Consider the following 15,452-nt stretch of genomic DNA (forward strand, 5'->3'; position numbering starts at 1 on the left):
TCATTTTTAGTTCTCATATTGAGAAGTCCTATTTCTCAATATGACATCCGAACAACTAATTACCCTAAACCATTGAAAATAATAAATAAAAAAGTTGGCACATTCAGTGCAATTGTAAACACATGCATTCAAGGAGATAACATTATGGAATTACGTAAAATTGACTTAAACACTACGACACTGACTCTTTCTATTTTTGGTGATTTAGACGCAGCAGGTAGTCGAGATGCTCAAACTGACATCGATGATGTTATTTCGAACGACGGTCATCAAGAAATCGAAGTAGATTTCAGCCAAGTACAGTTTCTTGATTCATCAGGTGTGGGCGCAATCGTCTACATGTTTAAACGTCTTACAGAGCGTGAAAGAAATATGCGTTTAGAAAACGTTTCAGGACAACCTCTAGAAATCATGAACTTACTTCGTATTGGTCACGCAATCCCTGTTAACTCAAAAAGTCCTGCTAATTAAAAAAGATCCACTAAGCTAGAAGTAAGTATCTAAAAATAATAATAAAAAGAAAAAACAAAGGACGTTGGCATGAAATTACTTAAAAACTACATAGCCCTTTCTCTGTCTGCTCTAGTTCTGGGTTGCACAAGCTATCCAGAGCAAGGCACAGGCGGTTTAGCTGAAAGCTACGATTCACTTAATTACCAGAATTCTGACTTCTCACCTGTCATGCCTGACGAACCTCTTGGTCCTGAACATGGACTACGTTTTGATTGGCAACTCGCAAAATTGCATTTAGATGCGTTAATTCAAGAAGGTGCGCGTTGGTGCTTCCCTGCAGCTGTCGTTCAAGCCATTGAAAAACAAAACCGAATTGCTCGTGAACTACAAGGTGGCCTTTTGTTAGATGCAGCCAATGACCTTGTTATTCAAAGAAAGCGTCTCAACGAACTCGAAGTTCAACTCGACTATGTGACTTCTCAAGCGCGTTGTGAACCACCGAAGAACGAAAACCAATTTCGCATGCAGTTATCTGTGATCGAACAACTGTACGACCTACTCAACGTTGACAACCAATTCGCTCAAAATTCGACTGAAGTGAATCCTAAATACATGGGTAAATTGGCCGAAGCGTCTTACATTTTAAAAGAAAACAGGTCTTTAGACCTTATTGTTACAGGACACGCTGATGCGGCAGGTTCTGAAGAGTACAACGATAAGCTAGCGCTAGGACGTGCAAAACAAGTCGAACGCTACCTCACTATCTTTGGCCTAAGTCCACAACGAATTAAAGCCGTATCAGTCGGTGAAACGGTGCCACTTTTTGAGGGTGAATCTGACGGAACCATGCTGACAAACCGTCGAGTGAGCATTGAAGTCATCTCGCCAGAGAACGCAGCGAAGATGGGAGGTGCACTATGAAATCACTAATCACTTTACTCATCACATTCGCATTGTGCTTCGCGAGTTTCGTTCAGGCTAATGACGAGTTTTCTGATGCGGTACAGGTCGGTGACCTTATCCAAGTGAATGTTCCTGGTGAAAGCACTCTAAATACAGGTTTCCAAGTTGATAAACGCGGACGAATTACCCTCCCTGAAGTCGGCGCAGTGTTCGTGGCAGGTTACAACAATGAACAACTAAACAAAGTCGTTCTGGAGTCACTGGCTACGGCATACAAGGACCTATCAAACGCATCCGTTTATGTAAAAGAGCAACAAATCATCATCTCGGTACAAGGTTATGTAAAAGAACCGGGCGAATACACGTTAGCGCTAGGTTCAAGTGTTCAAATGGCACTGTACGCTGCAGGCGGTTTACGTTCAGGTGCACAGTTAGACAAATTAATTCTAAAACGTGGCTCTGACAAAAAAGAGTTCAACTACAAACGCTTTCTAGACTCAGGTGATGAAGCTAACCTACCGACACTGCAATCGCTCGATTCTCTATTTGTTCCTGCTTCCCCGCTTGTAGGTAACATTGAACAAGAGTTTGACCCAGCCAAGCTTGCTAACTCTGGCGACAGTGCCGACTCTCGCAATGCCATTAAGGTATTTGGTGAGGTAAATGCGCCGGGTTCATTCACGTACAAAGAGAATACTGACCTCGTCGATGTGCTTATGCGTTCGGGCGGTGTGACTCGCTATGCCAGCGTCGAGCAAATCCGTGTAATCTCTAACAACACACCTACTCTATTCAATCTTAAACGCTACCTAGACTCTGGTGATGAAAGCTTGTTACCTGTTCTTCGCCCCGGCTCAACCATTTTTGTACCGAAGCAAGAAGAAGAGATTAAGTCTGGTGCCAATATGGTTTACGTGATGGGTGAAGTTGCCGCTCCCGGCGCTTTTGAAGGAAAAAGAGACGCTACTTTCATGGATATCCTTGCCAATGCTGGCGGCCCGACTCGATTTGCGGAATCTCGCCAAATACGTGTAATCAAAGCAGATGGCAGAGTGATTAAATTCGATTTGTCGGCTTACACAGAAGGGCTACCTAACTCTAACCCACCGAATATTAAGGCAGGCGACGCTATTTTCGTTCCAGAGAAAACGGACATGAACGAGAAGTCTTGGTTGAAGATTGCGCCAGACAGAGCGGTTAACGTTATTGGCGAAGTGAACCGCCCTGGGCGTATTGAATGGTCAGATGAAATGAACTTCATGGGATTATTGGCTCATGTCGGTGGTCCTACATTACGTGCCGATACATCAAAAATTGAAGTAGTAACGGGTAGAAAGTTGGTTGTGTTCAACCTTGATGATTTCATCAGAAATGGTGCACCACGAGATCAAATGCCCTACATTCGCGCTGGCTCTATCGTTCGTGTTCACGATTTACCACAAGATCCTTCAGACAATAAATCACAATGGGTTCGTCAAAGTTCAGACGCATCAATCTATATCTTCGGGCAAGTGAATGCCCCTGGTCGTTACCGTTTCACTAAAGATATGCATTTCTTAGACATACTGTCAGCGGCTGATGGCCCAACTAAAGATGCCGACATCCACAATGTTCGAGTCACACACCGTGACAAAACTTACTCTCAAGTAAGCAAACTGAACCTATCACTGTACTTTGAAACAGGTGATGAATCATTACTGCCAAACGTAACCACTGGCGACACCATTTATATCCCAGAGAAAGGTAAAAACTGGTTAGACACGCCGAAAGAAGAAACCGTTCGTGTGCTTGGGGCTATCAATAATCCAGGTCGTTATGTGTTTAACGACAACATGACTATCTTGGATATCTTGGCAGAAGCGGCAGGCCCTACTGATAACGCTTACGTAGAGAAAATTACCATTGTGAACATGTCTTGTTGCCAAGGCCAAGCGCGTACCTTCGACCTTGTTGAGTTCAGCAAAACAGCCAACATTTACAACCTCCCAGTACTGCGCGCTGGTGACACTATCTACATCCCAGATCGCCGAGAGAGCTTTATGGAAAAAGCTCGTGTAGGTCTAGAAGACATACTACGTCTAACAACAATGATCGTCTTAATAGGAGCGTTATAATGACTATCTCAGCAACGCATGCAGAAGTTGAACAACTGTACTTAGCTTCTGAACTGAATGGACAACGCTCTATCTGTGTCACCGCCTGCCATTCAGGTGACGGCGTAACATCTATTGCAACGGCATTAGCGGAACGTTTCCTGTTGGCGGGTCACTCTACGCTGTATGTTGACCTCAACTTGTTCAACTCTGCATTTAAGAATTTGCACATGCTTGAAGAGGAACAATCGGGTCAACTTATTGAACACATTGAATCTCATCGTATGTTCATTGGCGTCCCTGCTCCACAAGTCGCATCAACTCAGCTCGCTTATAAAGACCCAGCGACACTCAACAAAGCGGTGACTCAGTGGTTAGGAAAGTACGACCGTGTGATCATTGATACGTCGCCTCTGCTTAATATCAACAAGGGGAATATTCCTGCTCAATCGGTTGCGAGTGCTTGTGATTGTGCACTGCTTGTTGTCGCCTATGGTGAAACATCAACTCATCATCTTGAGCAAGCGAAGAAACTTCTTGATGCTCAAAGCATTTCCCTGATGGGTTGCGTGATGAACATGAAGAACAACCCAAGCTTCGCTCAAGAACTGGTTCGACAGGTCAACCGAATGAAATTCCTTCCTTCTAAGCTCCGTGACCGCTTGGCAAACAAACTTTATCAAAATGAGTTTTTAAATCTGCCAATGTGATTTTTCCTGTGTCGATTTCCGGCTGTCATTCAAAACCCGACAGCCACCTATCCTACTAGTCCTAGAGCTAATTCACCTCACACCAAATTTGGTGTTTTTGGCGAAATTATCGTTAAAAATACGATTTTAAAAACCATTCAACGCATTTCACACATCACAAATATGGTCTTACCACCTTCAAAACCACTCAAAGATCAACAGCCCTGTGCCTAACTTTAGCGGTAATGTGACACAGACGGTTAAAGCACTATGCAAATCGCATCAAAGATGGAATTCGTACGAATATTCCCTAAGATTATAAATAGAGGTGGTTTTTGACGAATTTGTAATAGTTTGACAAAGTTATCCGATGGCTGTGAAACACAGTGGATGAATCAAGCAAATCACACTTTATGCTTTGTTGATTTATCTATTCATATTCCCTCCATCCCTCCTTCTGCTCAAATGGTTCAAATACACGGAAAGGCTCACCATCGAGCAATTTAGTTAGTCAACAGACCTTGATTAGCTTGGTTGTATTATTAAAGAGAAAGGAAACTCAATATGAAATACAAGTTAAGCTCCGTATTTTTGTTAGTTGCAGCAGCCAGTGGTCATGCTAACGCTGGTGAATGTGGCAGCGTAACAATCGCAGATATGAACTGGAACTCTGCAACTTTAATCGCCAACATTGACCAATTCATCCTAGAACACGGTTATGGTTGTGATGCCGAACTCATCCCTGGTGACACAATGCCAACTGGCACGTCGATGATTGAAAAAGGCCAACCGGATGTTGCACCAGAACTATGGAGTAACAGTCTCAAAGACGCACTTGATAAAGGTGTCCAAGAGAAACGTCTCCGCTACGCAGGTAAAGCCCTTGTAAACGGTGGTGAAGAAGGTTTTTGGGTGCCCGCTTACTTGGTTAAGCAATACCCAGAAATGGCAACCATTGAAGGCGTCCGCAAAAACGCTAGCTTGTTTAAACACCCAGAAGACCCAGATACATCTGCATTTTATAGCTGCCCAGCAGGTTGGAATTGTCAAATCAGTGCCGGTAACTTGTTTGAAGCTCTTGACCTAGAAGAGAGTGGTTTCACTATTGTGGATCCAGGCTCGAGTGCCGGCTTATCTGGATCTATCGCTAAAGCTTATGAACGTGAAGAAGCTTGGTTTGGTTATTACTGGGCACCAACCGCGGTGTTAGGTAAATACGATATGGTCAAAGTTGACTTTGGTAGTGGCGTCAATGAACAGGAGTTTTTGAACTGTACCACTAAGGAAGACTGTGATTCTCCTAAAGCAACCATGTACCCGCCTTCACCTGTTCACACCGTCACGACAGAAGACTTCGCATCAAGAGCACCTGAGGCTTACGACTACTTCACTAAACGTGGTTTCACGAACGACAAAATGAACTCACTTCTTGCTTGGATGGAAGACAATCAAGCGGATGGTGAAGAAGCGAGTATCCATTTCTTGAGTGAATTCCCAGAAATATGGCACCCATGGGTATCTCAAGAAGTCGCGAAAAAAGTAGAAGCAGAGCTGTAATCGCTCCCGCTAAGTAGATGAAAATAATAGGAATAAATAACGTCGCTATACTTGATGTTATTCAATATTCGGAGTCCTAAGTTTCAGTCACGATGATGTTAAACGTTATCGCGACTGAAACCGTCTATCTCGCTCGTTATTCAACAGCGACTTAAGACGAACTGAAAGGCGCCGAACTATAAGGATATAAAATGGCTGACAGCAATTGGTTATCAAGCTTTCCTGAAATGGAACGCTCTGATTTGCGAGCAATTAAAAAGGCGCTAGATGGCGCTTACCGCGAATTTTCCCGTGAATACGGCGAAATGATTGAATCATTATTTGACCCTCTTCTTTCTTTCCTTGTTTGGTTTGAAAAACTCCTTATATCCACTCCGTGGCTTATCGTTCTTGGTGTATGTACCAGCTTGGTGTATGCCGCGAGTCGCTCGTGGAAACTGGCATTAGGGTGTGTGGTTTCATTGCTTCTGATTGGTTACTTTGGAATGTGGGAAGATACGATGCGGACGCTCAGTATCATTACTGTGTGTACCTTAGTCTCAATTTTCCTTGGCATCCCTATTGGTATTGCAATGGCACGATCTAATCGAGTGCAATCCATTGTGACGCCGCTACTCGATATCATGCAAACCATGCCTGCGTTCGTATACCTTATCCCAGTAGTTATGCTGCTTGGTATCGGTAAAATCCCTGGCCTGATCGCCGTAGTTATCTATGCAATCCCACCGGTTATTCGTTTAACCAACTTAGGTATTCGCTTGGTCGATAAGGAAGTATTGGAAGCGGCAACAGCGTTTGGTGCGAGTAAGAAACAACGCTTGTGGGGTGTTCAATTGCCTTTAGCGATGCCAACCATTATGGCGGGCATCAACCAAACTATCATGATGGCACTTTCTATGGTCGTTATCGCGTCGATGATTGGCGTAAAAGGCTTAGGGCAACCGGTATTAAAATCGATCACCAACCAATACTTCACATTAGGTTTGATGAACGGTTTCGCCATTGTGGCGCTGGCTATCTTATTTGACCGAGCTTCACAGGCTTATGCGCGAAGAACCAATGCGCACCTAGGAGGATTCAAGCATGACTAAACCATTGATTGAAATTAGTGGTCTTTACAAAGTGTTTGGACCAAAGCCGATGTCTGTAATGAACCGTGTGAAAAATGGTGAACACAAAGACGACATATTGGCAGATACTGGGCATACCGTCGGTTTGAAGGAGATTAACCTCAAGATCAACCGCGGTGAAATCTTCGTTATCATGGGCCTTTCAGGCTCTGGTAAATCGACTCTAATTCGTCACTTCAACCGTCTAATTGACCCGACTCAAGGTAAGATCACGGTTGAAGGTATTGATGTAATGAGCCTCAATACCAAAGAGCTTGAAGAGTTTCGTCGTCACAAGATGTCGATGGTTTTCCAACGCTTTGGTTTAATGCCTCACCGTACTGTGGTTGAAAACGTTGCATACGGACTCGAAGTTCAAGGCATAAAGAAAGAAGACCGTTTAGCGAAAGCTAACGAGTGGCTCGAAACTGTTGGCTTAAAAGGTTACGGCAACCAGTACCCTGCTCAACTTTCTGGTGGTCAGCAACAACGTGTCGGTTTATCTCGAGCTTTGTGTACCAACGCTGAAATTCTACTTATGGATGAAGCTTTCTCAGCACTGGACCCTTTGATTCGAAGCGAAATGCAAGATCAGCTGATTGAGCTACAAGAAAAGCTTCATAAAACCATTATCTTCATTACCCACGATCTCGACGAAGCACTTCGTTTAGGAGACAGAATCGCGATTTTGAAAGATGGTGAATTAGTCCAACAAGGTACGCCTCATGAAATTCTGTTGAACCCTGCAGATGATTATGTAGAAGCGTTCGTAAAAGACGTCAACCGAGCACGCGCGCTTACCGTTGAAACGGTAATGCAACCTCCTCTATACCGCATTACTTCGGAAACGATTGAAGGTGCACTAGCACAAATGAAGATGCTGAAAAACGATTACGCTTATCACGTAACCGATGACGGCTATCAGGGCTTAGTGACCCAAGAAAGTCTTCAAGATGCAGTTGAAGATTCCTCAGTGCATGATTTTAGTGAAGAAATCTACGAAGAAGTGCCAGCGGTGTTGCCTGATGCCGTTATTGAAGAGGTTCTGCCTGATACCATGTCTTGTGATTACTCTCTTCCTGTTGTCGACGAAGATGGCAACCTTAAAGGAGAGTTAGAGCGAAGCGCTGTTGCTGAGATCTTCACTGAAAATAGCGAGGAAGAAGTAGAGCCCGCCCCAAAGTTAAAGATTGATAAGGCTTCTTAGTTTCTTAGCTCAACGTAGTAATCTTTTAACTATCTTAAATAACCTAGGCCACTGCATTGAATAAATGCAGTGGCCTTTCTCTTTCCGCCGTAGAGTTTACCTTTGTTTTTTAAAACTTCCGGTCCCAAGTTAGACATCTAAGTTCATATTTCATAAGTAAAAACACGAAAAATCAGAGCATTACCACTATGACATTTTTGATTTCGCGCTTACCAATGAACCAATTAATGCCATAGTTTTTAAGGCAACCAGTTGAAATTATTCTAAAAAATGACTAAAACTTAATAATACTTATAGATATTAGCCTCAAGCTAACGTATTTCCTCAACACACAATGAAAGGATTTAGTGTGAATAATTCGACTTTAGCTTCAGAGACACCTGCTAGTTTGAACGAACAAGCGAATGCACAACTTGCCGATGCAGAGCTTGTAGACGAGAGCATCTTAGAACAAATGATTCGCGACACGAGTGCAGAGATCATTCCTATTTTAATCGACCATTACGTAGAAGAATCACAAACTCGCCTAACCGCTATTAGACAAGCGGCTACAGATAATGATGCTCAAGCCCTTGAGTTTGAAGTGCATACGGTTGGCAGTACCGCTCTTGCACTAGGTAATCGCCCACTGTCCGTTCTAGCACGAACGTTAGAAAAGCAATGTTTAGAACAAAAGCATGAAGACGCGTTTCTTAGGGTCGACGAATTGTTAGAACTCGCAGAGTGTTCGATTAAAGCCCTTTTAGAAAGAAAAGACCAAGGCTTTAGTTAAACTCGTTTTCAAATCGATGTTAGACAATTTTCTTTGTAACATCGCTTTTAAAGATTAGCTTAGACATCGTCAGTATCAGTAATGATTTAAAGCCAAGTGCATATTAAAATATTGCATGCGGTAGCTAACAAATACGCGTTATTCGCATTGATGCTTAGATGTCACTATGTTATTGATTGGTTAGGATAAAGTTTCAAAAGGAATTATACAATGCGCCCTAAAGTATTGTTGGTTGAAGACTCCACCTCCCTTGCCGTACTTTATAAACAGTACGTCAAAGATGAGCCATACGACATATTTCATGTCGAGACTGGCGCTGAAGCCAAAACATTTATAGAAAGACACGCCCCACAGCTCGTTATCCTCGATCTAAAACTGCCTGATATGCCGGGCGAAGAAGTCTTAGATTGGATCAGTGATAGCGAGATTCCGACTGCGGTCATTATCGCTACGGCACACGGCTCAGTGAATATCGCCGTTGATCTAATTCAACGTGGTGCGGAAGATTTCTTAGAGAAACCCATTCAAGCTGACCGCCTGAAAACATCGGTTAATCTTCACTTGCGCAGAGCCAAGCTCGAAAACTTGGTCGATGACATTCAAACCAAATTCGATCGCGACCGTTTCCATAACTTCATCGGCTCTTGCTTACCGATGCAAGCTGTTTACAAAATCATTGATTCAGTTGCCCCAACCACTGCCAGTGTCTTCATCAATGGCGAAAGTGGTACCGGTAAAGAAGTCTGTGCAGAAGCGATACACCAAGAGAGTCAACGCTGCGATAAACCGTTTGTCGCGATTAACTGTGGTGCTATCCCTCGAGATCTAATGGAGAGTGAAATCTTCGGTCATGTTAAAGGTGCCTTTACTGGCGCTACGACTGACCGCAAAGGTTCAGCGATGCAAGCGCATGGCGGGACTTTATTTCTCGATGAGCTTTGTGAGATGGAACTGGAGATGCAGAAAAAGCTCCTCAGATTCTTACAAACAGGCACCTTTACCCCACTCGGCGGTAACCGAGAAATCAAAGTCGACGTTCGAATCATCTGCGCAACCAACCGAGATCCACTGGTTGAAGTTGAAGAAGGTCGATTCCGTGAAGACCTTTATTATCGCGTCCATGTCGTACCTATCGAGATGCCGCCACTACGAGAAAGAGGAAGTGACATTGTCACCCTTGCGAGTCACTTTTTGAAGCTGTACGCGAAGCAAGATAAGAAGAAGTTCAAATCTATCGACAAAGAGACACAAACCCTACTTAAACGTTACGCGTGGCCAGGTAATGTACGTCAGTTGCAAAATGTCATTCGAAACATCGTGGTGTTGAATAATGAAAGCAGCGTGACTAAAGACATGCTTCCTCCGCCAATTAATAAAGCGGATACCACGAAACCAAGGTCTATTACGCCAATACGAAATGTAGCGCCCGTTGCTGTGGCAGCTCCGACTCCTGTTACTGAAACTAAGTTACCGCCGATCACGCCAGAAGAGCTTGAGCAAGCGCCAACACCGCAAGCACAAATCGAGTCAATGACTCCAGCTTTCACAACGGTCGAAGGCGCTATACGTCCAATGTGGCAGATTGAGCGTGAAGCAATTCAACATGCGATCAATCATTGCGATGGAAACGTGTTAAACGCTGCTGTGCTTTTAGAGTTAAGCCCTTCTACCGTTTATCGTAAGAAGCAGGCTTGGGAATCTGAAGATGAGTACAACCAAGCCTAATATCCCCCCGAATAACGTAAACGAGCCTCTTATCAAAGAGGCTCTCATTCCTGTATTGGGAGAAATTTGGTTGTTCATCGATAGCCAAACTTTCGGAGGAATAGAAACTCACGTTTTGGAGTTAGCAAAGGGGCTGCTTGACCACAGAAAAAAGGTACGTGTTGTTTTGTTAACACAATACATGCCAGAACCCTCGATTATCGGGCGATTAAATGAAAGCGCCCTGCCTTACTCTTATCTCCAAGATCTATCAAAAGTCCAAGGTAATCCTATAGCTCAGTTACGATCAGCGGTTGAACAATATCAGCCACAACTGATTCATGCTCATGGTTACAAAGCCAGTATCGTAAGTAAATCCACTAAATTGTTAAGCCGCCAAGTACCACTTCGCCAAATCTCCACCTACCATGCAGGTGAAACGCCAACAGGTCGTGTTTGGGTGTATGATCTTCTCGACCGTTACACAAGTTGGATATCAAACCACTCGTTAGTGGTTAGTAGTAAGATAAGCCGTAAACTCCCCACTCGCTCTACATTGCTCAATAACTTTGTGAGTATTCCTGCCGATTCTCAAGCACCGGCTTTAAGCGATACTCAACAAGCACAAAACAACCAACATGGTCACTATCAGTTTGGTTTCGTCGGGCGCTTAAGCCACGAAAAAGCCGCCGATCGCTTTATAATGTTAGCGAAAAACTTTGAACAACATCAGTTCAATCTATTTGGTGATGGACCTGAACGTTCAAAGCTCGCACAAAATAGCCCTGCAAACTGCCAATTTCATGGTCATCAAATTGATATGGCTTCAGTATGGCCGCGAATTGATGTATTGATCATTCCCTCTCGATACGAAGGTCTGCCAATGGCCGCTCTTGAAGCCATGGTTCGCGGTATACCGGTAATTGCAACGGCTGTGGGTAATCTACCTCAATTGATTGATCATGGAAGCAATGGCTACATTTCGCATTCAGAGTCAGAACTGACCGCGAACCTCAACGCATGGTTAAATCTGTCCCCCTCTGACAAAGAAATCATGAGTGCCAAAGCTAGACAAAGCGTCATCGATGACTATTCGCCGCAAGCCGTTATCCCGCAGTTATTGAATTGCTACCACCTTTAAACCACCCTGCGTCTCAGATCACTTAACGGCTGAGCACTTACAGAAACACTGACAATTCTGTATGTCGCTAGGTCACTTTTCATCGTTCATTCTGATTCTCAATTTGAAATAGATAATTAGCCTTTCTCATAAAGTGTTAAATAACAGTATATTAGCCATATAAAACCAATGGCATCACACTTGCAAAGTTAACCCTAACACTGTTTTAGCCTGTTCTATTTCGCTAAAACGCAGTCAAGAAAACAGGCATCCTATGTGTGGGGATTGGTATGAAAAACATTCTTTATGTTCATTACGGTGACGATAATATTCGTGGAGCCGAATCTCGTTTAATCAACTTGGTTGAATCTCTCGATCGAAATCGTTACAAACCATTGGTTTGGAGCAATTGTGAGCCTCTTATCGAACGTTTGACCAATTCCGAGGTTCCTAACCATTACTCTCCCTTCCATCTCATGCTTGGCCGAAAACAACCGAAATTAAATGTCATTGGATGGTGCAGACAAGTGAACCAAGCGATCACATTGATAAAACAGCATGATATCGACGTAATACACATCAATAATGGTGCCCCATGTCAATGGATGTGCCTAGCTGCCAAACTATGCAAAATCCCACTTGTAACTCAACTTCACAATAATTATCGATTAAGAGACCGCTTTACATTCGGATTGCATTTGTCTCCCTGTATCGTTGGGGTGAGCTACGATGTATGCGAAGGGCTACTTGATGACGATTACCCTCAAGACCAACTGTCAGTGATTTATAATGGTGTAGCTCAAGAGCTCCACCAAAAGATAGACCTACGTACACACCTAAATATCCCAGCATCAAGTTATGTCTTCATTACTGTAGGACCTCTCATTGTGAGCAAAGGTATAGATTTGATCATTCAAGCACTTAACATTGCTAGTCAAGACCATGACTGTCATTTAGTCGTGATCGGAGAAGGTGAAGATAGAGAAAATCTTGAACTTTTGATTAATTCGTCTGGTTTAAATGAACGTGTTCACTTAGTTGGAGAACAAAATAATACGGCGGATTGGTTGTATGGTGGTGCCGATGCTTTTATCAGTGGTGCTAGGTATGAAGCGTTTGGGCATGTGATTGCCGAAGCTGGGCTCGCCAAGTTACCTATTATTGCGCCCCGCATTGGCGGCATTCCGGAGTTCATCAACCACGAAGGCAATGGGCTATTGTTCTCAACACACAACCCAATAAATGAGATGACCGAGCATATGCTGAGCTTAATCACTCAACCTCAACTTGGAAGCAGGCTCGGTAATGATTTATATGAACTCACTGCCTCTTCCCTGACTGTTATTGCTAACACACAACGCTTCCAACGACTCTACGAGAAAATATATGCGGAACCGAGTTCTATGTCTTTAGCTTGCAGCTTAAAACCAGTTTTGCGCTGGGCTTTTCGTTAGTCATGACACTCATATTTTACGTGCATTTAGGTTTAAAGGCAGAAATCAGAATGAATACACTTCAGCCCCTAAACCGTCACAATAAGGATCATTGATGATTGATTCGGCCAGAAAAGTCCCCTCTACTATTGGTATTTTAGCGCTCTGCCTAATTGTGGGAGTGGTATGGGTTATTGTGCCTCACCCATTGGTGGCCGTTTGTTTAGCATTTGTTCCACTTGCGGCACTATTTATCATCAACAAAACGTTTTGGTTGGTGATTATGTTCGTTGTGTTCTCTTTCTTTCGTATTCACGAGGCTATCCCTCAGCTTTTTGCGTTCAAAATCCCGCTGCTTCTGTCGCTAGGCGCTTTATCTGCATTACTTTGGCACGGCCTTATAAGCAAAGAGCTTAAGCCTTATTGGCATCGTTCTTTGTCATGGTTAATGGTGTTCTGGGTGTTAGTGACCATCGGATTGGTGTTTGCTTCCAACAGAGGCGTCGCGCTTGCTGAGTTTAAAGGCATCTATTGGAAAATCATGGTCATGACATTAGCCATTGTTTGGCTAGTAAATAGCGCTGACAAACTTGCGAAGACATCGATGATCATCGTCGGCGCAGGGACATTGGTCGGCGTTATCGCCATTTATAACTCAATTAACGGTATTGGATTAGTAGAAGGAACCCGAGTAACCATCGGTCGGGATTTTGGTTCGATGCTAGGAGACCCTAACGACTTAGCACTTGTACTGATGTTTCCTCTCGCGTTTGCGATAAGCCAAGCGAGCACCAATGGCATAGCGACTTTCAAACGACTACTTTGTGTTATCGCTGGCTGTATTCTGGTTTACGCTGTCATAGCCACACAAAGCCGTGGCGGGTTATTAGGTTGTGTTGCCGTTGTGGGCATATTCGCTTTAAAAGTGATTCGTTCCAAAGTGCTATTGCTATCACTTGGTGCAATAGGCGCCGTCGTACTTTACTTTGCCGCTGGTATTTCAGACAGAGCCTCTGGTGGTGCAGCAGAAGCCGGTATCGATGAATCGGCAATGGGACGTTTATACGCTTGGGAAGCGGCCTTTAAAATGGCGCTTGATAACCCATTGACTGGAGTTGGGTTAAATAACTTCTTTTCCAACTACTTTTTCTACAGCTCTCACTGGGATGGGTTAAACCATGCAGTACACAGTACTTGGTTTGGTGTTTTGGCCGAAACTGGTTTTCTCGGATTCATTGTTTTCATCATCGTGATTTCTTCATTGCTCATCACCACTCTCCAAACGTTAGCTCGTATCAACCAATGTTCTGACAAGGTCACGCCAGCGCTCCACTCTGCGGCCTACGCCGTCTATGCGGGCTTAATTGGCACTATCGTCTCGGGCACCTTTTTAACTCAAGGTTTTAACTGGCCAATTTATATCTTGGCAGCACTCACTGTCTGCGTATCTCACGTATCCCAAACTGAATGTCAGAATGAGAACCCACAAACCGAAAGATGATAACTCATTGAAATTATTAACAATCAAGATGTGGCATATAAAATGAAAGATATCCATTAAAGTTAAAAATGGAGATTCTCATTATGACGTCAGTATCAGCGCATCAATTCAAACATTGGCTTAAGTTTCATCCTAATTCTCACATTAGAAATGTATTTTTCATTTTGAAAAATATTAGAACAATGGAATTCCCAAGTCCTCAGATTTTCAACAAGTGCCTTTACCATGCTCATAAACTGGTAAGCAACTTCATCTCTGGATTAGCACGCTTTGTTTATTGGACTCCAGCCTTCAAAGGCCGAGTTAATCAATGCGGTAAACGTCTTTACCTTTATGGTGGCCTACCATTCGTTAGTGGTCCACTCATGATTAAACTTGGTAATGATTGCCGCATCTCTGGGCAAACTACGTTCTCGGGTTGTACTCAACCAACGCCTGACGGTTCTCAACCTTTGCTAAGCATTGGTAACAACGTTGACGTCGGTTGGCAATCCACTATCGCCATCGGCCACAAAGTCGTTCTTTCCGATAATGTCCGCATTGCAGGCGGTGCATTTCTGTTTGGTTACTCTGGGCACCCACTCAACGCTAAGCGCAGAGCGGCAGGCGAAGGCGATGATCAAGAACAGATTGGAAGTATCATTTTAGAGAAAGATGTATGGCTAGGCACGAATGTTACGGTAAAAGGCGGGGTCACCATTGGTGAAGGCACTGTGGTTGCGGCAGGCAGTGTTGTTACTAAGTCTATCCCGCCTTTCTCTATAGCTGCGGGCAACCCAGCGCGTGTTGTCGGGCAGATTCCAAACGAACAACATGTTGAGACTGAATCTGATGTATTCGATACTCTAGAAACTCATGGAGGTCGTCATGCGTGATTTAATCGTATTCGGTGAAGATTTCGGTGGTCTACC

Annotated in this window: 13 protein-coding genes; all 13 read left to right on the top strand. The window is 43.8% G+C overall.

Annotated elements, in window-relative coordinates:
* Positions 1-144: 144 nt before the first annotated feature.
* The 13 genes from OW495_RS19145 (at position 145) to OW495_RS19205 (ending at position 15,416) form a co-directional block, all read left to right on the top strand.
* The gene (locus OW495_RS19145) at positions 145-471 is read left to right on the top strand and encodes an STAS domain-containing protein (RefSeq protein ID WP_017105482.1); all 327 of its coding nucleotides are present in this window, start codon (positions 145-147) and stop codon (positions 469-471) included.
* Positions 472-540: 69 nt separating this feature from the next.
* Entirely contained in the window at positions 541-1,374 is an 834-nt protein-coding gene (locus tag OW495_RS19150) for an OmpA family protein (RefSeq protein ID WP_289887795.1), read from the top strand.
* Positions 1,371-3,470 (top strand): SLBB domain-containing protein, encoded by a 2,100-nt coding sequence (locus tag OW495_RS19155; RefSeq protein WP_289887796.1) that lies wholly within the window; start codon positions 1,371-1,373, stop codon positions 3,468-3,470. The genes OW495_RS19150 and OW495_RS19155 overlap by 4 nt, the downstream gene beginning before the upstream one ends.
* Entirely contained in the window at positions 3,470-4,159 is a 690-nt protein-coding gene (locus OW495_RS19160) for a chromosome partitioning protein ParA (RefSeq protein WP_289887797.1), read from the top strand. The genes OW495_RS19155 and OW495_RS19160 overlap by 1 nt, the downstream gene beginning before the upstream one ends.
* 543 nt (positions 4,160-4,702) lie before the next feature.
* Complete coding sequence (locus OW495_RS19165; protein ID WP_286298772.1) at positions 4,703-5,695, top strand: ABC transporter substrate-binding protein; 993 nt, start codon at positions 4,703-4,705, stop codon at positions 5,693-5,695.
* 191 nt (positions 5,696-5,886) lie between these two features.
* Positions 5,887-6,786, top strand: coding sequence for a proline/glycine betaine ABC transporter permease (locus OW495_RS19170; protein ID WP_017110849.1), 900 nt, complete (start codon positions 5,887-5,889; stop codon positions 6,784-6,786).
* Positions 6,779-8,011, top strand: coding sequence for a glycine betaine/L-proline ABC transporter ATP-binding protein (locus OW495_RS19175; protein ID WP_102512830.1), 1,233 nt, complete (start codon positions 6,779-6,781; stop codon positions 8,009-8,011). Before OW495_RS19170 ends, OW495_RS19175 begins: the two co-directional genes overlap by 8 nt.
* A 349-nt stretch (positions 8,012-8,360) precedes the next feature.
* Complete coding sequence (locus OW495_RS19180; protein ID WP_076672012.1) at positions 8,361-8,783, top strand: Hpt domain-containing protein; 423 nt, start codon at positions 8,361-8,363, stop codon at positions 8,781-8,783.
* 210 nt (positions 8,784-8,993) lie between these two features.
* Entirely contained in the window at positions 8,994-10,508 is a 1,515-nt protein-coding gene (locus OW495_RS19185) for a sigma-54 dependent transcriptional regulator (protein ID WP_065112576.1), read from the top strand.
* The gene (locus OW495_RS19190) at positions 10,489-11,628 is read left to right on the top strand and encodes a glycosyltransferase family 4 protein (RefSeq protein WP_102513588.1); all 1,140 of its coding nucleotides are present in this window, start codon (positions 10,489-10,491) and stop codon (positions 11,626-11,628) included. Before OW495_RS19185 ends, OW495_RS19190 begins: the two co-directional genes overlap by 20 nt.
* 269 nt (positions 11,629-11,897) lie before the next feature.
* Entirely contained in the window at positions 11,898-13,061 is a 1,164-nt protein-coding gene (locus tag OW495_RS19195; RefSeq protein ID WP_133153977.1) for a glycosyltransferase, read from the top strand.
* A gap of 94 nt (positions 13,062-13,155) precedes the next feature.
* The gene (locus OW495_RS19200; RefSeq protein ID WP_289887805.1) at positions 13,156-14,541 is read left to right on the top strand and encodes an O-antigen ligase family protein; all 1,386 of its coding nucleotides are present in this window, start codon (positions 13,156-13,158) and stop codon (positions 14,539-14,541) included.
* A gap of 83 nt (positions 14,542-14,624) precedes the next feature.
* Positions 14,625-15,416 carry an acyltransferase gene (locus OW495_RS19205; protein WP_102513591.1) on the top strand — a complete coding sequence of 264 codons (792 nt, stop codon included), beginning with the start codon at positions 14,625-14,627 and terminating at the stop codon, positions 15,414-15,416.
* Positions 15,417-15,452: the final 36 nt, after the last annotated feature.

It is taken from the genome of Vibrio sp. 14N.309.X.WAT.E.F5 (assembly GCF_030397615.1).
Classification (GTDB): Bacteria; Pseudomonadota; Gammaproteobacteria; order Enterobacterales; family Vibrionaceae; genus Vibrio; species Vibrio lentus.